18 protein-coding genes and 2 pseudogenes are annotated in these 21,309 nt (G+C 64.6%); 11 read left to right on the forward strand and 9 right to left on the reverse strand.

Features of this window, described 5'->3' with window-relative positions; all coding sequences use genetic code 11:
* Both AC0L3X_RS24405 and AC0L3X_RS24410 read right to left on the reverse strand, forming a co-directional pair.
* Positions 1 to 222 (reverse strand): annotated as a pseudogene (locus AC0L3X_RS24405) (hypothetical protein); the annotation flags it as partial.
* Positions 223 to 358: 136 nt separating this feature from the next.
* The gene (locus tag AC0L3X_RS24410) at positions 359 to 1,567 is read right to left on the reverse strand and encodes an ABC transporter substrate-binding protein (RefSeq protein ID WP_063980652.1); all 1,209 of its coding nucleotides are present in this window, start codon (positions 1,565 to 1,567) and stop codon (positions 359 to 361) included.
* A 414-nt stretch (positions 1,568 to 1,981) separates the two neighbouring features.
* On the opposite strand from AC0L3X_RS24410, the gene AC0L3X_RS24415 reads away from it, so the two are divergent.
* Together AC0L3X_RS24415 and AC0L3X_RS24420 are read left to right on the forward strand one after the other, a co-directional pair.
* Positions 1,982 to 2,752: a thermonuclease family protein gene (locus AC0L3X_RS24415; protein ID WP_084794943.1), complete on the forward strand. Its 771-nt coding sequence runs from the start codon at positions 1,982 to 1,984 to the stop codon at positions 2,750 to 2,752.
* A gap of 34 nt (positions 2,753 to 2,786) precedes the next feature.
* On the forward strand, positions 2,787 to 4,277 hold the full coding sequence (locus tag AC0L3X_RS24420) for a M48 family metalloprotease (RefSeq protein ID WP_063980651.1): 1,491 nt from the start codon (positions 2,787 to 2,789) through the stop codon (positions 4,275 to 4,277).
* A gap of 153 nt (positions 4,278 to 4,430) precedes the next feature.
* Here AC0L3X_RS24420 and AC0L3X_RS24425 read toward each other — a convergent pair whose 3' ends face one another.
* Together AC0L3X_RS24425 and AC0L3X_RS24430 are read right to left on the reverse strand one after the other, a co-directional pair.
* Entirely contained in the window at positions 4,431 to 4,841 is a 411-nt protein-coding gene (locus AC0L3X_RS24425) for a c-type cytochrome (protein ID WP_187387906.1), read from the reverse strand.
* Between the two features lie 72 nt (positions 4,842 to 4,913).
* Positions 4,914 to 6,242 (reverse strand): MFS transporter, encoded by a 1,329-nt coding sequence (locus AC0L3X_RS24430; RefSeq protein WP_063980650.1) that lies wholly within the window; start codon positions 6,240 to 6,242, stop codon positions 4,914 to 4,916.
* A 182-nt stretch (positions 6,243 to 6,424) separates the two neighbouring features.
* Here AC0L3X_RS24430 and cyoA point away from each other — a divergent pair, with 182 nt between their 5' ends.
* From cyoA to AC0L3X_RS24465, 7 genes are read left to right on the forward strand one after another with little or no spacing between them, the layout of a single operon-like run.
* Positions 6,425 to 7,585, forward strand: coding sequence for a ubiquinol oxidase subunit II (gene cyoA, locus AC0L3X_RS24435; RefSeq protein ID WP_063980649.1), 1,161 nt, complete (start codon positions 6,425 to 6,427; stop codon positions 7,583 to 7,585).
* Between the two features lie 25 nt (positions 7,586 to 7,610).
* Positions 7,611 to 9,608 carry a cytochrome o ubiquinol oxidase subunit I gene (gene cyoB / locus AC0L3X_RS24440; protein ID WP_063980648.1) on the forward strand — a complete coding sequence of 666 codons (1,998 nt, stop codon included), beginning with the start codon at positions 7,611 to 7,613 and terminating at the stop codon, positions 9,606 to 9,608.
* Complete coding sequence (gene cyoC / locus AC0L3X_RS24445; RefSeq protein ID WP_063980647.1) at positions 9,609 to 10,238, forward strand: cytochrome o ubiquinol oxidase subunit III; 630 nt, start codon at positions 9,609 to 9,611, stop codon at positions 10,236 to 10,238.
* Entirely contained in the window at positions 10,235 to 10,615 is a 381-nt protein-coding gene (gene cyoD / locus AC0L3X_RS24450; RefSeq protein WP_063980646.1) for a cytochrome o ubiquinol oxidase subunit IV, read from the forward strand. The genes cyoC and cyoD overlap by 4 nt, the downstream gene beginning before the upstream one ends.
* 30 nt (positions 10,616 to 10,645) lie before the next feature.
* A complete protein-coding gene (locus AC0L3X_RS24455) occupies positions 10,646 to 11,494 on the forward strand; it encodes an SURF1 family protein (RefSeq protein ID WP_063986027.1) in 849 nt (282 codons plus the stop codon).
* Positions 11,466 to 12,845 (forward strand): ATP-binding protein, encoded by a 1,380-nt coding sequence (locus AC0L3X_RS24460; protein WP_354131637.1) that lies wholly within the window; start codon positions 11,466 to 11,468, stop codon positions 12,843 to 12,845. The genes AC0L3X_RS24455 and AC0L3X_RS24460 overlap by 29 nt, the downstream gene beginning before the upstream one ends.
* The gene (locus AC0L3X_RS24465) at positions 12,835 to 13,368 is read left to right on the forward strand and encodes a response regulator transcription factor (RefSeq protein ID WP_014490373.1); all 534 of its coding nucleotides are present in this window, start codon (positions 12,835 to 12,837) and stop codon (positions 13,366 to 13,368) included. Before AC0L3X_RS24460 ends, AC0L3X_RS24465 begins: the two co-directional genes overlap by 11 nt.
* A gap of 2 nt (positions 13,369 to 13,370) precedes the next feature.
* On the opposite strand, the gene AC0L3X_RS24470 is transcribed toward AC0L3X_RS24465, so the two are convergent.
* Entirely contained in the window at positions 13,371 to 14,261 is an 891-nt protein-coding gene (locus tag AC0L3X_RS24470; RefSeq protein WP_063980644.1) for a LysR substrate-binding domain-containing protein, read from the reverse strand.
* A gap of 128 nt (positions 14,262 to 14,389) precedes the next feature.
* Here AC0L3X_RS24470 and AC0L3X_RS24475 point away from each other — a divergent pair, with 128 nt between their 5' ends.
* Positions 14,390 to 15,061 carry a hypothetical protein gene (locus tag AC0L3X_RS24475; RefSeq protein WP_210387282.1) on the forward strand — a complete coding sequence of 224 codons (672 nt, stop codon included), beginning with the start codon at positions 14,390 to 14,392 and terminating at the stop codon, positions 15,059 to 15,061.
* A gap of 176 nt (positions 15,062 to 15,237) precedes the next feature.
* Here the strand turns inward: AC0L3X_RS24475 and AC0L3X_RS24480 are convergent, their stop codons facing one another.
* From AC0L3X_RS24480 to AC0L3X_RS24495, 4 genes and pseudogenes are all read right to left on the reverse strand, one after another.
* A complete protein-coding gene (locus AC0L3X_RS24480) occupies positions 15,238 to 16,032 on the reverse strand; it encodes a CarD family transcriptional regulator (RefSeq protein WP_084794942.1) in 795 nt (264 codons plus the stop codon).
* Positions 16,033 to 16,377: 345 nt separating this feature from the next.
* Positions 16,378 to 16,716: a ferredoxin FdxA gene (gene fdxA, locus AC0L3X_RS24485; protein ID WP_063980643.1), complete on the reverse strand. Its 339-nt coding sequence runs from the start codon at positions 16,714 to 16,716 to the stop codon at positions 16,378 to 16,380.
* Positions 16,717 to 16,848: 132 nt separating this feature from the next.
* Positions 16,849 to 17,130: pseudogene (locus AC0L3X_RS24490) on the reverse strand (RNA-binding S4 domain-containing protein); the annotation flags it as partial.
* A gap of 10 nt (positions 17,131 to 17,140) precedes the next feature.
* Positions 17,141 to 20,530 carry a helicase-related protein gene (locus AC0L3X_RS24495; RefSeq protein WP_354131639.1) on the reverse strand — a complete coding sequence of 1,130 codons (3,390 nt, stop codon included), beginning with the start codon at positions 20,528 to 20,530 and terminating at the stop codon, positions 17,141 to 17,143.
* A gap of 565 nt (positions 20,531 to 21,095) precedes the next feature.
* On the opposite strand from AC0L3X_RS24495, the gene AC0L3X_RS24500 reads away from it, so the two are divergent.
* Positions 21,096 to 21,309, forward strand: a 214-nt coding sequence (locus tag AC0L3X_RS24500; protein WP_473316903.1) for a hypothetical protein, incomplete at its 3' end; no start/stop codon positions are given.

Consider the following 21,309-nt stretch of genomic DNA (forward strand, 5'->3'; position numbering starts at 1 on the left):
CCCCGCGCGCGGCCCCCCCCCCCCCCCCCCCCCCCCCCCCCCCCCCGCGCCGCGGGCGCCTCCCCCCCCCCCCCCCCCCCGGGGGGGGGGGGGGGCCGCGCGCGCCGCGCCCTCGACCAGCCCCGCGACCATGTCGGGGTTGAGCGCGTTCTTCCGCTCCGGGCGATTCATCGTGATGGTGAGCAGCCCGCCTTCGAGCTTTTGCAGGACCATGTCGTTCATGGGACGTCTCCCTTGTTGTTGTTTTGCTCGGGCCTCAGCCACACCCGTCATTGCGAGGAGCGAAGCGACGAAGCAATCCAGACCGTCTCTGCGGAAACATCTCTGGATTGCTTCGCTTCGCTCGCAATGACGATCTCTATTTCTTCACCAGGGGGCAGCGCGACTGCTCCAGCGACTGGAACGCCTCGTTGCCGGACACGGTGGCGAGCAGCTTGTAGTCGTCCCAGCGGCCCTTGGACTCCGACGGCTTCTTGACCTCGAACAGGTACATGTCGTGGATCATGCGGCCGTCCTCGCGGATCTTGCCGTTCTTGGCGAAGAAGTCGTTGATCGGTGTCTCTTTCATCACCTTGATGACCGCGGCCGAGTCGGTCGTGCCCGCCGCCTTCACAGCCTTCAGGTAATGCGTGACCGACGAATAGACGCCGGCCTGCGCCGAGGTCGGTACGCGCTTGGTGCGCTCCATGAATCGCTTCGAGAACGCGCGCGTGTCGTCGTTGAGGTCCCAGTAGAAGGCTTCGGCGAGCAGCAGGCCCTGCGCGGTCTCCAGCCCGATCGAATCGATGTCGGAGACGAAGGCGAGCAGCGGCGAGACCTTCTGGCCGCCCTTGGTGATGCCGAACTCGGCCGCCTGCTTGATGGCGTTGACGGTATCGCCGCCGGCGTTGGCAAGGCCAATCACCTTGGCCTTGGACGCTTGCGCCTGGAGCAGGAACGACGAAAAATCCGAGGTGTTGAGCGGATGGCGCACGGCTCCGAGCACCTTGCCGCCGGTCTTGGTGACGACGGCGCTGGTGTCCTTCTCCAGGTCCTGGCCGAAGGCGTAGTCGGCGGTGAGGAAGAACCAGCTGTCGAGGCCGGACTTCACGGCGGCAAGACCGGTCACGTTGGCCTGGCCGTAAGTGTCGAACACGTAGTGGATGGTGTAGGGACCGCAGGCCTCGTTGGTGAGACGGATCGAGCCCGGGCCGTTGAACATGATGATCTTGTTGCGCGCTTTCGCGATCTCGCCGGCGGCGAGTGCAGTGGCCGAGGCCGCGACGTCGTAGATCATCTCGACGCCCTGGTTGTCGAGCATGTCGCGGGCGATGTTGGCGGACAGGTCAGCCTTGTTGAGATGGTCGGCCGCCAGCACCTGGATCTTGCGTCCCAGCACCTCGCCGCCAAAATCTTCGACGGCCATCTTGGCCGCGGTCTCGCTGCCGGGGCCGGTGATGTCGGCATAGAGGCTCGACATGTCGAGGATGCCGCCGATCTTCAGCGGCGGCTTGTCCTGGGCCTGCGCGGCGGCGCTCGCACTCAGCGCAAACGCTGCGGCAAAAATGCCCGACAAAATATGCTTCATAGAAAAAGACCTCCCTTATCGCGCCGTACTCTGATGGCGGCTTGGTTATTGCTCTTGGTTGAAGCTGTTGCCGCAATCATGCCGCATGCGCAAGTGCGCAGCAAGCGCGAGGGCGTTGCGGGCGCATGATTGCCGCACATGTTTTCCGCAAAGCGGAATGGCATGTTGCGGCGAAATGTTTCCACCGTCATTGCTGTGCAAGTTCATTAATTCGCTGATCGAGTGTGAGGCAATGGCGACGCGTCACGCGAACTGCCGTAGGGTGGGCAAAGGCGCGCTCTTCGCGCCGTGCCCACGAGCCCGCGCGACAAATCAAAGACGTGGGCACGCTTCGCTTTGCCCACCCTACGATAGCCTTCGCGGTTCGCCACGTTTGCGTTAGAACTAGAGCACAACGCAACCTTTCCGGGCACCGTGACGCGACTGCTTCATCTCATCCTCGCACTTCCTCTCGTCGCCGGTCACACCGCGTTCGCCGCACCGTGCCAGTTCGAGTCCCAAGGCGACGGCCGCGTCGCCGCAATCGTCGATGCGCGTGGCGTGCGTCTCGACGACGGCCGCGAGGTGCGCCTCGCCGGGATCGAGCCAACCGCAACGACGAAGCAGGCGCTGACGTCGCTGCTCACCGGACGCGACGTCACGCTGCGCGGCACCGACGACACGCCCGACCGCTACGGCCGTCAGGGCGCACTCATCTTCGTCGGCGAAAGCGAGGCCCCCATCCAGGCGACGCTGCTCGCCCAGGGCGACGCCCTCGTCTCCGCCGAGATCGCGGACAAGGACTGCGCGGCGGCCCTGATGGCGGCGGAGACCGAGGCACGGCGCCAAAAAAAGGGCAACTGGGCTGACCCGTCGGCCATAAAAAACGCGGAAAGTCCGGACGATATTTTGGCGGGGATCGGGCGCTTTATGGTGGTCGAGGGCAAAGTCCTGTCGGTCCGGCAAGCTGGGGCAATGACCTACCTCAACTTCGGACGAAACTGGACACGCGGCTTTGCCGTCACTATTTCAAAGCGTACGCAACCCGCGCTCGAAAACGCCGGGATCACTCTTAAGTCCCTGGAAAATAGACGGATTCGCGTCCGGGGCTGGGTCGAGGGGAATTCAGGGCCGCGCATCGATGTGCGCCTTGCGGGGCAGGTCGAGTTGCTGGGTGCAAACGAGCCGACAGGGGTAAGGCCCTAAAAGGGCCAGGCACGGGTTAAGCGACGTGGATGGGGTGCTAGAACGGCACGTATCGAGTGAACGCCGCCGCCTGCGGGCTGCGCCGGCGGCGCTGTGCCTCGTGCTGGGCGCAGCCCTTGCCGGTTGCGGCGACATGAACCGGTTCCAGACCGCGGCGGCCCCGCCGACCGTGGCGATGCCCAAGCCGAAACCGGCCGTCGCGCAGACCCCCGCCACCGAAAAGGAGCACGAGCGCATCCTGGCGAGCTATGGCGGCACCTATGACGACCCCAGGCTCGAATCGCTGGTCAGCAAGACCGTCGACCGGCTCGTCGCGGCGTCCGACCGCCCCGACCAGGGCTATAAGGTCACCATCCTCAATTCCGGCGCGGTGAACGCGTTCGCGCTGCCGAACGGCCAGCTCTATGTCACCCGCGGCCTGCTCGCGCTCGCCAGCGACACTTCGGAATTGTCCTCCGTGCTCAGCCACGAGATGGCGCATGTGCTGTCCAAGCACGCCGCGATGCGCGAGGACCAGGCGCGCCAGGCTGCGATCGTCACCCGCGTCGTCACCGACATGAGCAACGATCCCGATCTCACCGCGCTTGCACTGGCCAAGACCAAGCTCACCATGGCGAGCTTTTCGCGCAACCAGGAGTTCGAGGCCGACGGCATCGGCGTCGGCCTTTCCGCCAAGGCACATTTCGATCCCTATGGCGCCGCGCGCTTCCTGTCGGCGATGGAGCGCAATGCCGAGCTCAAGGTCGGCAAGACCTCGCTCGATCCGCGCGCGCAGGATTTCACCTCGTCGCATCCGGCCACCCCCGAGCGCGTGCAGAATGCGCAGACCATCGCACGGCAATATGCGGCGCCCGAGGGCGCCGAGCGCGACCGCGAGACCTATCTCGCCGCGATCGACAACCTCGTCTATGGCGAAGATCCCAGCGAAGGTTTTGTCCGCGGCCGGCGTTTCCTGCACCCGAAACTCGGCTTCACCTTCCAGGCGCCGGACAATTTCACGCTCGACAACACCGCGCAGGCGGTGATCGGCGTGCGCGACGGCGGCTCTCAGGCGATGCGCTTCGACGTTGTGCGGGTGCCGGCCGAGCAGTCACTCGGCGATTACCTGAATTCCGGCTGGATGGAGGGCGTCGAGAAGGCCTCCACCGAAGACATCACCATCAACGGTTTTCCGGCTGCGTCCGCCACCGCCAAAGGCGATCAGTGGCAGTTCAAGGTCTATGCGTTGCGCTTCGGCAGCGACGTCTATCGCTTCATCTTCGCGACACGGCAGAAATCGACCGAGAGCGAGCGCAACGCGCGCGAGACCGTCAATTCATTCCGCCGCCTGACGCTCGACGAAATCCAGGCCGCGCGCCCCCTGCGCATCAAGGTCATCACCGTGCAGCCCGGCGACACCGTGGAATCGCTCTCCCACCGCATGGCCGGCGTCGATCATCCCGCCGAACGCTTCCGCGTGCTCAACGGGCTCGATCGCAACGCGCAGGTGAAGGTGCGGGATCGCGTGAAGGTCGTGGCGGATTGACGCGCGCTTAGCGCGAACCCGGGATCTCGGGCCACAAAGACAGTGCCGTAGGGTGGGCAAAGGCGCGTAGCGCCGTGCCCACGATCCGTAATGATAGCGACAGATGGTGGGCACGCTTCGCTTTGCCCACCCTACGAGACCTGCTCTGCCGACCTACCGCGCCTTTTCCTTCAGAAACGCGATGATGTCAGCACGATCCCGCGCGTCCGGGACGTCGAAGAACATCTTGGTTTCCGGCACCATGGCCTGCGGTCCGGCCAGCCATTTGTCGAGATTGTCCTCGGTCCAGACGATCCCTGAGTTCTTCAGATCGGCCGAATAGTCATAGCCGGGCACGCTGCCCGCCTTGCGACCGACCACGCCCTTGTGCATCGGGCCGACAGCGTTCTCATTGATGGAGTGACAATCTGCGCAGCCCTTGTAGAGCGTTTGGCCGCGCGCGACGTTGCCGGTGGCGTGGGCAAGCCCGGTCGAGAAAACGACCGCGACGATGGTGAGGACCAGGCTTACGGTGAGGAGGCTTGCAAAACTTTGCGGGTGGACGGGATTGGACCGGACGTTCATGGGATCTCCTGCTTGCGTCGCCGCAAACAGGATCGTCCAGCCCGAGTTTTATTCCCGTCCGCTGGACGCGGCTTAACCGCCCGCGTCCATGTCGCCCGCCTCGCGCTGGCCGCTGAGCCAGAGTGCGAGCAGCGTCCAGAACGCGCCTGACAGCAGATACGCACCCGACGCGATGACGCCGAGATTGGTGGCGAGCAGAAGCGCCACCAACGGCGCGAAGCCCGCCCCGAACAGCCAGGCCATATCCGAGGTCAGCGCGGAAGCCGTGTAGCGGTACGCCTGCCGGAAGTTCGAGGCGATCGCGCCCGAGGACTGGCCGAAGGAGAGACCCAGCAGGATGAAACCGATCACCATGTAGATGGTCTCACCGAACGCGCCGGCATCGAGCAGCTGCGGAGCAAAACCGCTGTAGATGGCGATCGCGATTGCCGATCCCATCAGCAGCGATTTGCGGCCGACGCGGTCGGCGATGATGCCGGAGGCCACGATGGCCGCGACGCCGAACACGGCGGCGACGATCTCGATGATCAGGAAGCGCACCGGGCTTTCGCGGGTGAACAGGAACACCCAGGACAGCGGAAACACCGTGACCATGTGGAACAGCGCGAAGCTTGCGAGCGGCGCGAATGCACCGAGCATGATGTTCTGGCCTTCGCGCGCGACGGTCTCGGAGATACGCGCGGGCTGCAATTCGCGGGTCTCGAACAACGAAGCATATTCTTCCGTCGTCACCATGCGCAGGCGCGCGAACAGCGCCACGACGTTGATGGCGAAGGCGACGAAGAACGGATAGCGCCAGCCCCAGTCGAAGAAGTCGTCGGCCGAGAGGTTACCGGCGAAATAGGCGAACAGCGCGCTCGCCACGATCAGGCCGAGCGGGGCGCCGAGCTGCGGCACCATCGCGTACCAGCCGCGCTTGGAGGGCGGCGCGTTCAGCGCCAGCAGCGAAGCCATGCCGTCCCAGGCGCCGCCCCAGGCCAGACCCTGCGCGATACGCGCCAGCGCCAGCAGCCAGATCGCGGCGCTGCCGATGTCGTGATAGCCGGGCAGGAACGCGAGCGCGACTGTGGCGGTGCCGAGCAGAAACAGCGCCGAGACCAGCTTGGCGGTTTTGCCGTACTCGCGATCGACCGTCATGAAAATGACGGTTCCGATCGGCCGGGCCACGAAGGCCAGCGCGAAGATCATGAAGGAATAGAGGGTGCCGGTCAGCTCGCTGGTGAACGGGAACACCAGGCGCGGAAACACGATCACCGAGGCGATCGCGTAGACGAAGAAGTCGAAGAATTCCGAGGTGCGGCCGATGATGACGCCGATGGCGATCTCGCCGGGACTGGCCTGGTCGTGGCCGTGCTCGCCCGAGTGGAGGTCTGCCATTGCGGGGGTCTGTGCCGTCGCCATTCGTGCGCCCTTAACGTCCTGAAAACCAAAGCCGACCGCCCGGCGGGGCGCCAGGCAATCTGCCCTTGTCTGACCCAACATTCCGCACTGCAACATTGGACAAATTGTCCAATGTCCGGATTGCTGCGCCGCAGCTACCCCTTGGGCCCGCAAAGGAAACTCATTCTCATAAGGCTCGGCCCGTGTCCCGTCTCAAGATCCTGGCGCTGCTACCCCTGGCAGCTGCGCTCAGCGGCTGCAACTACGTCGTGCTGTCGCCGGCCGGCGACATCGCCGCCCAACAGCGCGACCTCGTCATCATCTCCACCGTCCTGATGCTCCTGATCGTCGTCCCCGTGATGGCGCTGACGGTGCTGTTCGCCTGGCGCTACCGCCAGTCCAACACCTCGGCCCGCTACGAGCCGGATTGGGACCACTCGACCAAGCTCGAGCTGGTGATCTGGTCGGCGCCGCTGCTGATCATCATCTGCCTGGGCGCGCTGACCTGGATGGGCACGCATCTGCTCGACCCCTATCGCAACATCGGCCGCATCCATGCGGAACGCGCCGTGGACCAGTCCAAGGCTCCGCTCGTCGTCGATGTCGTCGCGCTCGACTGGAAGTGGCTCTTTATCTACCCCGATTACGGCATCGCCACCGTCAACGAGCTCGCCGCGCCGGTCGACCGCCCGATCAACTTCCACATCACCGCCTCCTCGGTGATGAACTCGTTCTACATCCCCGCACTCGCCGGTCAGATCTACGCGATGCCGGGCATGGAGACGTCGCTCCACGCCGTGATCAACCACGCCGGTACATACAAGGGTTTTTCGGCGAACTACAGCGGCGCCGGCTTCTCTGGCATGCACTTCAACTTCCAGGGCCTCGACGACAAGGGCTTTGACGCCTGGATCGCGCAGGCCAAATCGGCCGGCGGCTCGCTCGGCCGCGCCGAATATCTCCAGCTCGAAAAGCCGAGCGAGAACGAGCCGGTGCGCCGCTGGGGCACCGTCGATTCCGACCTCTACCGCCTGATCCTCAACATGTGCGTCGAGACCGGCAAGATGTGCCAGAGCGAGATGATGGCGATCGACGCCAAGGGCGGTCTCGGCCATGAGGGCCTGAACAACACCCTGCCGCTGGCCTACGACAAGTACGCACGCCGCGGCACCGCGCTCGGACCCGAGCCGACCTTCGTCGCCGGCACCTGCACGCCGGATGCGCCCCAGGGCAGGACCACCGCCTCCATCACGGCACCCGCTGACACCGCGCCGCTGCTCGGTGCCGGCCTGAAGCGGCCGATCTTCACGCCGCTGAAGTCCTCGTCCTTCTTCCTCGGACAACGTCCCAAGTCAGACTCCTGAAGTCAGACTCCTAAAGAGAGCTCGCATGTCTCCTGATCTTCTCAAGCTCATCTTCGGCCGTCTCGGCCTCGATTCGCTGCCGCTGCACGAGCCGATCCTGGTCGGCACCTTCGTGATGGTCGCGCTCGGCGGCGGCGCACTGTTCGCCGGCATCACCTATTTCCGCCTCTGGGGCTATCTGTGGCGCGAGTGGTTCACCACCGTGGACCACAAGCGCATCGGCATCATGTACATGATCCTCGGCATCGTGATGCTGCTGCGCGGCTTCGCAGACGCGCTGATGATGCGCGCACAACAAGCACTCGCGTTCGGCGGCTCCGAAGGCTTCCTCCCCGCCCATCACTATGACCAGGTCTTCACTGCCCATGGCGTGATCATGATCTTCTTCGTGGCGATGCCGCTGGTCACCGGCCTAATGAACTACGTGGTGCCGCTGCAGATCGGCGCGCGCGACGTGTCGTTCCCGTTCCTGAACAATTTCAGCTTCTGGATGACGGTCGGCGGCGCAGTGCTGGTGATGGCTTCGCTGTTCATCGGCGAATTCGCCCGCACCGGCTGGCTGGCCTATCCGCCGCTGTCGAACATCGGCTACAGTCCTGACGTCGGCGTCGACTATTATATCTGGGCGCTGCAGGTCGCGGGCGTCGGCACGACCTTATCCGGCATCAACCTGATCTGCACCATCGTCAAGCTGCGCTGTCCCGGCATGACCATGATGAAGATGCCGGTGTTCACCTGGACCGCGCTCTGCACCAACATCCTGATCGTCGCCTCCTTCCCCGTCCTGACCGTCGTGCTCGCGCTGCTCTCGCTTGACCGCTACGTCGGCACCAACTTCTTCACGAACGATTTCGGCGGCAGCCCGATGATGTACGTGAACCTGATCTGGATCTGGGGTCATCCCGAGGTCTACATTCTGGTTCTCCCCGCCTTCGGCATCTTCTCGGAAGTGACCTCGACCTTCTCCGGCAAGCGGCTGTTCGGCTACACCTCGATGGTTTACGCCACGGTGGTCATCACCATCCTGTCGTACCTGGTCTGGCTGCACCACTTCTTCACGATGGGCTCGGGCGCCAGCGTCAACTCGTTCTTCGGCATCACCACGATGATCATCTCGATCCCGACGGGCGCGAAGATGTTCAACTGGTTGTTCACGATGTATCGCGGCCGCATCCGCTTCGAGCTGCCGATGCTGTGGACGATCGCCTTCATGCTGACCTTCGTGCTCGGCGGCATGACCGGCGTGCTGCTCGCAGTGCCACCGGCCGACTTCGTCCTGCACAACAGCCTGTTCCTGATCGCGCACTTTCACAACGTGATCATCGGCGGCGTGGTGTTCGGCGCGTTCGCCGGCATCAACTACTGGTTCCCGAAGGCGTTCGGCTTCAAGCTCGATCCGTTCTGGGGCAAGCTGTCGTTCTGGTTCTGGGTCACCGGCTTCTACATGGCCTTCATGCCGCTCTATGTGCTCGGCCTGATGGGCGTGACCCGCCGCCTGCGCGTGTTCGACGATCCGTCCTTGCAGATCTGGTTCGTCATCGCCGCGATCGGCGCCGGCCTCGTCTTCCTCGGCATCCTCTCGATGCTGATGCAGTTCGCGGTCTCCTTCCTCAAGCGCGAGCAGCTCAAGGACGTCACCGGCGATCCCTGGGATGCACGCACGCTGGAATGGGCGACCTCCTCGCCCCCGCCGGACTACAACTTCGCCTTCACCCCCGTCGTTCACGACAATGACGCGTGGTGGGACATGAAGAAGCGCGGCTACCAGCGTCCGCTCACCGGGTTCAAGCCGATCCACATGCCCTCCAGCACCGGCACCGGTGTCATCCTCGCCGGCCTCGCCACCGCGATGGGATTCGGCCTGATCTGGTACATCTGGTGGCTGGCGGCCGTGAGCTTCATCGCGATGCTCGCCGTCGGGATCGGTCACACCTTCAACTATCACCGCGACTTCGACATTCCGGCTGACGACGTCATCCGGACCGAGGACGCGCGTACCAAACTGCTCGCCGGAGCCAAGTAAATGACTGTCGCTGTCAATCCCGCCCAGACCGGCGAGCCGATGTTCTACCTCGCCGACGAACACCCGCATCCGGAAGGCTACAGCACCCCGCTCGGCTTCTGGATCTACCTGATGAGCGACTGCCTCATCTTTGCGATGCTGTTCGCCACCTTCGGCGTGCTCGGCGCCAACTACGCCGCCGGCCCCGCCCCGAAGGACCTGTTCGAGCTGCCGCTGGTCGCGGTGAACACCTCGATGCTGCTGCTGTCGTCGATCACATATGGCTTTGCCATGCTGACGATGCAGCAGAACAAGATCGCCCAGACCCAGATGTGGCTGGCGATCACCGGCCTGTTCGGCCTCGCCTTCATCGGCATCGAGCTCTCCGAGTTCGCCCACATGATCCATGAAGGGGCGACCCCGCAGCGCAGCGCCTTCCTGTCCTCCTTCTTCACGCTGGTCGGCACCCACGGCCTGCACGTCTCCTGCGGCCTGATCTGGCTGGTGACCCTGATGGTGCAGGTCTGGAAGTTCGGCCTGATCGAAGCCAACCGCCGCCGCCTGATGTGCCTGTCGATGTTCTGGCACTTCCTGGACGTGGTCTGGATCGGCGTCTTCACCTTCGTCTATCTCCTGGGAGTTCTGCGATGAACACCGATACCCACGCCGCCCACGCGGACGGCCATCACCACGGCGACGACCACGCCCACGGCACGTTCTCGACCTATATGCTCGGCTTCGTGCTCTCGGTCGTGCTCACCGCGATCCCGTTCTGGCTGGTGATGAGCGGCGCGCTGCCGAGCAAGCAGATCACCGCGCTGGTCATCATGGCCTTCGCGGTCGTGCAGATCGTCGTGCACATGATCTACTTCCTGCACATGAGCACCAAGTCCGAGAACGGCTGGAGCATGATGGCGCTGATCTTCACCATCGTCATGGTGGTGATCGCGCTGTCCGGCTCGCTGTGGGTGATGAACCATCTCAACAGCAACATGATGCCGATGCACCAGATGACGGGAATGAAGTGAGCGAGACTTCGAAGTTAGCAAGGCTTGGAAGTGAGCAAGGCTTGGACCGTGACAGGCAAGGATAAGGACGCGCGTCGCAAGGCTGCGCGTCCGCGCCTGTGGCTCACGGTCCTCTCGCTCGCGGCCTTTGCACTTCTGATCGCACTCGGCGTCTGGCAGATCGAGCGACGCGCCTGGAAGCTGGCGCTGATCGACCGCGTCGAGCAGCGCGTCCATGCCCCGGCCCAACCGATCCCGTCGCCCGCGGCCTGGCCGACCGTCTCCACCGCAAACGACGAATACAGGCACGTCAGCCTCACCGGCCTCTTCCTGCATGACCGCGAGACGCTGGTTCAGGCGGTCACCGAGGAAGGCCCCGGCTATTGGGTGGTGACGCCGCTTCAGCGCGGCGACGGCACGCTGGTCTTGGTCAATCGCGGCTTCGTGCCGTCCGAGCGGCGCGACGCATCGACGCGCCAGAGCGGCAATCGGGACGGGCAGGTCGAGATCACGGGCCTGCTCCGCATGACCGAGCCGAAAGGCGGGTTCTTGCGGAACAACGTCCCCCAGCACAACCGCTGGTACTCGCGGGATGTCGCCGCGATTGCGGCAGCGCGCGGCCTCGACCATGTCGCACCCTTTTTCGTCGATGCTGACGCCGGATCACAAACCACCAGCGGCCCGATCGGCGGATTGACCGTGATCAGCTTTCCCAATAACCACCTGATCTACGCGCTGACGTGGTTTGCCCTGGCTTTCATGCTGGCGGGTAAACTTTTCGTCACATTCGGCGGCGGGCTGTTCCGCCGCAAGCGCTTCGTCCACGAACCGGCCGGCTGCTCCGATGCAACCGCCCGCAGGACGGGATCAGATGCTGGAACGATCGTCGAATCTACCTGACGACGGAATGACGCATGACGCCGTCACGCTGCAATCGCAGGCGGACGCGCGCAGCGAGCTGATCGGCGTTGCGCCGACCGACGACGAGACCAACCGCAAGAACATGGCGCTGCTGATCCAGCTGCGCTGGACCGCGGTGGTCGGGCAGATCGTGACCATCGGCGGCGCGCATTTCGGCCTGGGTATTCCCCTGCCATTGGAACGGATGGGCGCGGTGATCGGCGCGCTGCTGCTGCTCAACGTCTCCAGCCTCGTCTGGGTGCGCCATCGCGCCGCGATCACCAACAACGAGCTGCTGGTCGCCTTGATGCTCGATGTCGCCGCGCTGACCGCTCAGCTCTACCTCAGCGGCGGCGCCACCAATCCCTTCACCTCGCTGTTCCTGCTCCAGGTGACGCTGGGCGCGGTGCTGCTTAATGCCCGCTCGACCTGGTCGCTGGTCGCACTGACCTGCGCGAGTTTCATCTGGCTGACCATGGCCTACCGGCCGCTCGACCTGCCGCCGAACCCGATCAGCGAGGCCTACAGTCTCACCGTGACAGGCATGCTGCTGGGCTTCGTCCTCAACGCCGTGCTGCTGGTCGTGTTCGTCACCCGGATCAACAGGAATTTGCGCGAGCGCGATGCGCATCTGGCGGCATTGCGCCAGCATGCGGCCGAGCAGGACCACATCGTCCGCATGGGCCTGCTCGCCTCCGGCGCTGCGCATGAGCTCGGCACGCCGCTCGCCTCGCTGTCGGTCATCCTCAGCGACTGGCGCCGCATGCCCGATCTCGCCGCCGATCAGGAACTTGCCGAGGATCTCGCGGAGATGGAAACCTCTCTGCAACGCTGCAAGACCATCGTGACGGGCATCCTGGTGTCGGCGGGCGAAGCGCGCGGCGAAGGCTCCTCGCCGACGACGGTGACGGCCTTCGTCACCGCGCTGGTGAACGAGTGGCGCGACGCACGCTCGGCCCGCACGCTCTATTTCGTCAACACGTTCGGCGAGGACGTCGCGATCGTCTCCGACATCGCGCTGAAGCAAGTGATCTTCAACGTGCTCGACAATGCCTATGAGGTCTCGCGCGAATGGGTGGAGCTGCTGGCCGAGCGCGAGGGCGACAATCTCGTGCTGTCGATCAGCGATCGCGGCCCGGGCTTTGCGCCGGAGATGCTGGCGCAGCTGGGAAAACCCTATCACTCGAGCAAGGGCCGCGCCGGCGGCGGGCTCGGCCTGTTCCTGGTGGTGAACGTCGTGCGCAAGCTCGGCGGCAGCGTGACCGCCGAGAACCACAGGAAGCGTGGCGCCACCGTCCGCCTGACGCTGCCGCTCGCAACGCTCGCGATCGGAGGAACTTTTGACGCCTGACCGTTCGCTCATCGTCGTCGAGGACGATGCCGGCTTCGCGCGCACGCTGAAACGCTCGTTCGAGCGCCGCGGCTACGACGTCGTCCTCGCAGCTTCGATCGAAGAGGTGCGGAAGGTGCTGGAGGAGCGATCCTTTGGACACGCGGTGGTCGATCTCAAGCTCGGCGGCGCCTCGGGCCTCGCCTGCGTCGAGCTGCTGCACACGCACGATCCGGAGATGCTGATCGTGGTGCTGACCGGCTTTGCCAGCATCTCCACCGCCGTCGAGGCGATCAAGCTCGGCGCCTGCCACTACCTGGCAAAGCCGTCGAACACCGACGATATCGAAGCCGCCTTCAACAAGGCCGAAGGCAACGCCGAAGTCGCCCTCGATGCACGGCCGACCTCGATCAAGACGCTGGAATGGGAGCGCATCCACCAGACGCTGATCGAGACCGATTTCAACATCTCGGAAGCGGCGAGACGATTGGGCATGCACCGGCGCACGCTGGCAAGAAAGCTCGAGAAGCGGCCGGTGAAGTGAGCCTAGGACGACGCCGTCGCGAGCTTGCCGACCTCGGAGAGAAGCAACTTCAGGATCGGGGATTGATTCGCCTTGTGATAGGCGACAACGAGATCAAGCTTGGGTGCTTCTCCCCGCACCGGCCGGGTGGTGATGGTCTCCGGCAAATATCGCTTCGTGTAGGCCGGCAGCATCATGACGCCGCGCGTCGACGCAATCATCGAGATCGCGTGGACGACGTTGTGCACTTCGCGATCGGGCTTGAGGTCGATTCCGGTCCGGCTGAAATAATCCAGAACGATACGGCGAACCGCGGGAGCGGATTTGGACGGTAGGTAGAAGGTCTCGTCCCTGATCTCCTCGGGCGCCACCGCGGCTTGCGATGCCAGCCGATGGTCGCTCGGAAAGACGAAGACCAGCGGATCGGTGCGCACGCGCCGGCAGACCAGATCTTCCATGTGCTCTTCCGACCGGATGAAGGCAGCATCGAGCTTTCGCCGCATCAGGGCCTTGGCAAGCGAGGGCGAATAATCGCTCGACAGGCGGATATCGATGCCGGGAAATGCGTCGCGCAGAATGCGATCCACCTCGGGCAGCAGGTCGATTTCGGCGCCCGACAGAAAGCCCAACGAGAAAGCGGGCTGCGGGGGCTGCGCGGCACGGAGCGCCGCTTCCTTGGCAGCCTCCGCCTGAAGCAGCGCCATTCTGGCGTGCTCGAGAAAGGCCTTGCCGGCCGCCGTCAGCGCGATGCCTTGGGCGCTGCGGTTCATCAAGGGAACGCCGACCTCCCGTTCGAGATCCCGGATTTGCCGGCTGAGCGACGGTTGCGACGTGTGCAGCTTCTGCTCGGCCGCAACAGTCAAACTGCCCGCATCGGCAACGGCGACGAAATAGCGGAGATGCCGAAGCTCCATCGCGATCTCCCATATCTCGCAGGCATGGGGCCAGCTTACAAAGTCTTTTTCCAAGCGGCCAGCTGCCCGTATAGCCGGCGTGAACGAAGTCTGCCTGGCAGGCAGAGGCGCACGGGAGCGAGCTTCACATGCTCAAGAGCATTCAAACGTCTCTGCTGATCCTCACGCTGGCGGGATCTGGCGAAGTGGCTGCGCAATCCTCCAACACGCAGGCAAAGGCAAACAACATGGAACTGGATGTGACAGGATTGAAGCAGGCGTTGCTCGGCGACTGGGAAAGCATCGCACCGGAGGTGCGCCCGAGCGCGGCGAAGAACGCCGATGGCACGCTCAAGCCGTTCTATCTCAAGCGGGCCTTCAAATATCTCCCCTCCGACCGTTTCGAGCTCGAGATCGTCAACTCGGCCGATCCCTACAGCGCCGTGCCGCTCGCGCGGATCAGGATTGGCGGCCATATGCTGTGGAGGGGTGCGCATCCCATCGCTCCGGGCGCGCAGAAGGTCGACTTCGTTGCCGACGAGACCTACGAGGTTACGCCGCTGGCACAGGGATTTGCCGATGTGCTCAACAAGGTCGCCGCGGTCGGATATGCACCGTGGGACGTTGGCGCGCCCCAGAGCATCTTCGGCAAGACCTTCGCTCCCTTCGGTCTCGCCGAGGCCACGAACTTCATGGAATATGATCTCGTCTATCTCAGGGGCGACCTCCTGTTCTGGGGCGCCCGCAACATCGACGGCCGTGGCTTTGACACCGAGCAGAACCGGCCGACCAATTTGCAGATTCCGCTGATCAGGAAGTGACTCGGGTCAAGTTCGTCACACTCTCCCTCGACGCGATGCCCTCAACACGGGGCCTGAACACCCGTGGCCGTGCGAACGCATGGATTGCACCGTCACAAAGCCTGATCCGCTCAAAACAAAAAAGCCCGGCCAACCGGCCGGGCTTTTGATTGCTTGCAATCGACGCTGCGAGACGCTTACGCGGCCTCGTCGGCGACGGCGGTGTCGTCGCCATCGGTATCGCCGTCGGCATCCGCCTCGCCCTCGCCGTCGGCGGCTTCCGCCTTGGCGTTGGTGCGGCGCGGGCTCTTGGCGAGCTGGGCCTCGATCTCCTTGACCGCTTCGGTCTCGGTCGAGTGCTGCACAACCGCGATCTCGCGGGAGAGACGATCGAGCGCCGCTTCATAGAGCTGGCGTTCAGAGTACGACTGCTCGGGCTGCGACTCGGAACGGTAGAGGTCGCGCACGACTTCCGCGATCGCGACGATGTCGCCCGAATTGATCTTTGCTTCGTATTCCTGGGCGCGGCGCGACCACATGGTGCGCTTGACGCGGGCGCGGCCCTTCAGCGTCTCCAGCGCCTTCTTCACCAGCGCGGGGTCGGACAGCTTGCGCATGCCGACGTTCGCGACCTTGGCGGTCGGCACGCGCAGCGTCATCTTGTCCTTGATGAAATTGATGACGAACAGCTCGAGCTTCGCACCGGCGATCTCCTGCTCCTCGATGGCCAGGATCTGGCCAACGCCGTGAGCGGGATAGACGACGAATTCGTTGGCCTTGAAGCCCTGGCGCTGGGTCACGACCTTCTTTTCCTCGACCTTCGGCGCGGGTGCAGCAGCCTTCACGGCCGGCTTCGCAGCAGCAACGGGGGCTTTGGCAGGGGCGGCAGCAACAGGAGCCTTCGGAGCAACGGGCTTGGCAGCGGAAGCCTTGGCAGCAGCAGGCTTGGCAACGGTCGCTTTCGCGGCCGGTTTGGCAGTCTTGTGAGGCATTGCGCTTCTTTTGTTCTTCGAGGACTTTGCAGCCGGTGCCTTAGTCGCGGTCCGACCCTTGGATGCGCTACGGCTGGCCGCGGCGACTTTTTTGGCCTCCTTATGGGAAGCCCTCGCTGAAGTACTCTTTTTACGCGTTTTCTGTGACACAGCCTGCGCGCGGAAACTGCCACGCCCCTGTTCGACATTTGGTTTCACGGGAACCCAACGGGGCCAACTGGGCTGACGGGGGTTCAGCTTAATGTGCTCAATATAGCACATTTCCCGCAAAAATCAATGATTTAGGGGTCTTGAGGGCTGGTTTTCGGCGCTGACGAAGGTATTAGGGTTAAGTTTGGGCGAGAATTAGTCTCCCGAGCCCGGGTTCGGAGAAAAATATTTCTCGAACTTTCCTTCCTGGCCGTCGAATTCCTTCGCGTCGGGGGGTGATTCTTTCTTCTGGGTGATGTTCGGCCAGCTTTTGGCGTAGTCGGCGTTGACCTGGAGCCACTTTTCGAGGCCCGGTTCCGTGTCCGGCTTGATCGCGTCAGCGGGGCATTCCGGCTCGCACACGCCGCAGTCGATGCACTCGTCAGGATGGATGACGAGCATGTTCTCGCCCTCGTAGAAACAGTCGACCGGGCAGACCTCGACGCAGTCGGTATACTTGCACTTGATGCAGGCTTCAGTGACGACGTAAGTCATCCAACGCTCCGAAAAGCTCTTTTAAAAGTCGCGGCTTGCGTAGCGCGGATGGCCCGGCGCCGCAAGGTCGGGAACGGCCGATCATGACGGCTTTACGCGTTTGATCGACCAAGAAATGAATTCAGAGCGCAATTAATTGCGCCGAGAACTTTGATTGCCTTCGCTCAGCTCCTCGTAGAGCACGCGGGCCGAGGCGGCATCGCCGCGGCGCTCGTTGAAAGCGGTTACTTTCAGCACGCGCACAGTGCGATCGAGCGCGATGGTGATCACGTCGCCGATCTTGATCGCATGGCCCGGCGACTTCTCGCGTGTGCCGTTGATGCGAACGTGGCCGGACTCAACGAGCTCGGCCGCGGAGGTGCGCGCCTTCACCACCCGCGCGTGCCACAGCCATTTGTCGAGACGCTGCCGCTCGGTCGTGGGATCACTCCTTGCGACCGGACAGCTGCTCTTTCAGCGCAGCAAGCTTTGCGAAGGGCGAGTTCGGATCGGCCGGACGATCGCGCTCGCGCGGGTTCGCGCTCGAGGCGTAGGGGCGCAGCGACGGCCCGCCCTGACGGTCGCGGCCCTTGTCGCGGTCACGACCGCGATTGTCGCGGCCCTTGTCGCGATCGCCGCCGAACTTGCCCTTGTTGCGATCGCGATCCTTGTTGTCGCGATCCTTGCCTTCGAAGCGGCGGTTCTTGTCGTCGCGCCCTTCCTGGCGCGGCGCGCCTTCGGCACCACCTTCGCGCGGCTTGCGGAAATCCTTTGCCCCATCCCTGCGATGACCGCCGCCGTGACGATGGCGCTCATTGCGCTTCTCGCCGTCGGCTGACGGCGCGGCCTCGCCTTCGGCGGGGGCGGCGCCAGCTTCGGCACCGGCCTGCTGCGGGCGCTGATTGTGGTGACGCTGATGGCGATGCCGCTCGTGGCGCGGCTTGCGATCGTCGTGACGGCCGCCGGGACGCCAGACCTCGACGAGCTCGGGCTCGCCAGGCACAGCGGCAGCCTCGACCGGCGCGGCGGCATCGGCGGATGCAGCGGCTTCCGTTGCAGCGGCCTCGGCGGGAGCGGCTTCCACCGCCTCGGTAGGCGCAGCAGCCTCTTCCGCCGGCGGCGCGATGCCGGGGGCATCCTCGGGCGTGACGGGGGCTTCCGGCGATGCTTCGAGCGCCGGCTCGTCATGCGCGGGCTCGTCGTGCTGCTCCATGCCGGGCGCGTCTTCGACGGTGACTGGCTCGGCGGCGGCTTCGACCGCGGTGTCCGCGGTTGCGGCGGCCTCATCGGTCGCAGCCGGTTCAGTCGGAGCCTCTGCGCTTGCTTCGGCAGCCGGCGTCTCCGCGGCAGCAGCCACCGGCTTCGGCGGCAGCGGCGCACGCTTCTCCATGCGATAGCCGAGCGCGCGCAGCACCGAGGCGAAATCCTCGCCGGCCGAGCCGGTGAGCGAGGTCATCGCCTGCGTCACCACAAAGCTGCGGCCGTCGAACGCGCCGGCGGGCTTTTCGCCGGGCGAGTTCTCGCGCCAGGCCAGCGCCGGGCGGATCAGATCGGCAAGGCGCTCCAGGATGTCGACGCGCACCGCGCGCTCGCCGGCCTGCTTGTAGCCGAGCACGCGATAGGCATCGCGCGGCAGCTGCTTGTCGACCGGGAACGAGGTGCGGCCCGAAGATGCCAGATGCTGCGCGCCCGACAGCGAGGACAGATCGACATTGTCCTGCTTCAGCGCCCACAACAGTGCGGCCAGCGCACGCCCGGCGGGCTTCAGCAGGCCGGGGAAATAGATGTGATAGGCGCCGAAACGGACGCCGTATTTGCGCAACACGGCGCGCGAGGGCTGGTCGAGATCCTTCAGCTCGTTGGCGATCTTCGGACGCTCGAGCACGCCGAGCGCCTCGACCAGCTGATAGGCGATGCCGCGGGCAATGCCGGTGACGTCCTCGGCCTTCGACAGCTCGAACATCGGCCCGAGCAGCTTTTCGATATGCGTCTTGAGCCAGAGCTCGAGCCGGGCCTGCACCTTCTCACGCGGCGCACCGGTGAGGCGCTCGTCGGAGATGATGCGGATGCGCGGATGCAGCGCCTCCTCCGCGGCAGACAGGCGCGCCACGGCATCGCCGGTCCAGCGGATGGTGCCTTCCGAGGTCAGCACGAACTGGTCGTCCGGCGCATTGCCCAGTTTTTCGGCGCGCGCGTTGATCTCGCCGGCGAGCACCGCTTGCGCTGCAGCCTGCAAGGCTTTCGCATCGGAGCCTGCTTCCGCCGCATCCGGTGCAAAGGTGAAGCCATCGAGGCGGCCGATGACATGGCCTTCGACGATGACTTCGCCGGTCTTGCCGATTTCAGTATTCAAGCTCGTGTTCTCCCGCAGGCGGCGCATCAATACACTGGTCCGGCGATCAACGAAACGCTCAGTCAAGCGTTCATGGAGCGCATCCGATAATTTATTTTCGACCTCGCGGGCGATCCCCTGCCAGCGTTCGGGGTCCCTCAGCCAGTCCGGGCGGTTGGCGACGAAGGTCCAGGTGCGAATCTGAGCGATCCGGGCCGACAGCGTGTCGATGTCGCCGTCGATGCGGTCGGCCTGGTCCACCTGGGCGCCGAACCAGGAATCGGGGATGCAGCCCTTCCGCATCAGGAAGCCGTACAGCGTGGTGACGAGCTCGGCATGGGCGGCCGGCGACAGTTTTCGGTAATCGGGGACCTGGCAGGCCTCCCACAGCCGTTCCACGGCCGCCTTGCCATGCGCGATATCGCGCACCTCGACGTCGCGGGCGGCATGGTCGAGCACGCGCATGTCCTCGGCGATCGGCGCGCGCGTCAGCGCCTCATGGCCGGGCGACTGGTTCAGGGACACCTGGAGCGCGCCGAGCGAGGCGAAATCCAGCTTCGCATTGCGCCATTGCAGCATCTTCACATTGTCGAAGGTGTGGTTCTGCAGCGCGTTGACGAGCTCGGGCTCGAACGGCCCGCAGCGGCCCGTCGTCCCGAAAGTACCGTTGCGGGTGGCGCGGCCCGCACGCCCGGCGATCTGCGCGAATTCGGCCGGCGTCAGGCGGCGGAACTGGTAGCCGTCGAACTTGCGGTCGGAGGCGAAGGCGACGTGGTCGACGTCGAGATTGAGGCCCATGCCGACGGCGTCGGTGGCGACGAGATAGTCGACGTCGCCGTTCTGGAACATCTCCACCTGCGCATTGCGCGTGCGGGGCGAGAGCGATCCCAGCACCACGGCCGCGCCGCCATGCTGGCGGCGGATCAGCTCGGCGATGGCGTAGACCTCGTCGGCCGAGAAGGCGACGATGGCGGTGCGGCGCGGCTGGCGCGTGATCTTGCGGTCGCCGGCGAATTCGAGCTGCGACAGGCGCGGCCGCGTGATCATGGACACGCCCGGCAGCAGCCGCTCGATGATCGGGCGCATCGTGGCGGCGCCCAGCAGCAGCGTCTCGTCGCGGCCGCGGCGGTTGAGGATGCGGTCGGTGAAGACGTGGCCGCGTTCGAGATCGGAGGCGATCTGGACCTCGTCGACGGCGAGGAAGGAGACGTCGAGGTCGCGCGGCATCGCCTCGACGGTCGACACCCAATAGCGCGGGTTCTTCGGCTTGATCTTCTCTTCGCCCGTGATCAGCGCGACGGCCTCGCTGCCGACCCGTGCGGCGATCTTGTTATAGACCTCGCGCGCGAGCAGCCGCAGCGGCAGCCCGATCACGCCAGAGGGATGCGCGAGCATCCGCTCGATGGCGAGATGGGTCTTGCCGGTGTTGGTCGGCCCGAGCACCGCAGTGACGCCCGCGCCAGGTGCGCGCTCGGAGGCGAAGGGGGAGGAGGAGAAGGCCATGTCTGGGGATTAGGTAGTGGCGATTTGGGCGAATGTCAGTGCTGTTTTGGGGTGTGTTGAGGGCTGGGAGGTGTCGGCCATGTCTCCGAACGCTACGCTGCAGCCAAGCATTCCGCTGTCATGCCCCGGCCTGCCGCCTTCGCCAAGGCTTCGGCGGGCCGAGCACCCCCCTGAGCCCCGGCGTAGCCTTGGCGGAGCCGGGACCGGGGCATCCAGTACGCCGCGGCTTGTCCGCTCAACCACAACGGCCTCGGCGTACTGGATCGCCCGGTCAAGCCGGGCGATGACACCGAGCGTGTGGGAGCGCACTCCCCAAACCTCGCGCAACTGTCTCACTTTGCGACGCTTTTCCCGTTGGCTTTAAGCTTCGGAACGACTCTAGAACGAATCGCGGCCGAATCGCTGACTCCCGCTGAAGCCTGTTCCGTTCACGCCACATGTCGCGGGACTCTTATTGGTTGTGCACTAGATGGAGTTTTGCCCAGCCGCACAAGCGGCGTTTCGACGACCGGTTCCTTAAAATTGGGGACGGCGCGGAGTCGAATCAGAATCGGGGAGGAGTCAAATGGATTCCTGGGATCACGACCCCCAAACTCATTTTCGCGAAAACAACCCCATGCACAGTAGGCATGCCGTTGAAAGGATTACATTTCTTTCCAGCCAAATTGCCTCCCCGTCATCCCGGCGCGCGACGCGGTCTTTCCGTCATCCTGAGGTGGCCGCCTCTTCGGCGGCCCTCGAAGGACGACAGCCCGGCTGTTCCCGCAGGGAATATCCGT

It is taken from the genome of Bradyrhizobium sp. MI1.7, assembly GCF_055811795.1.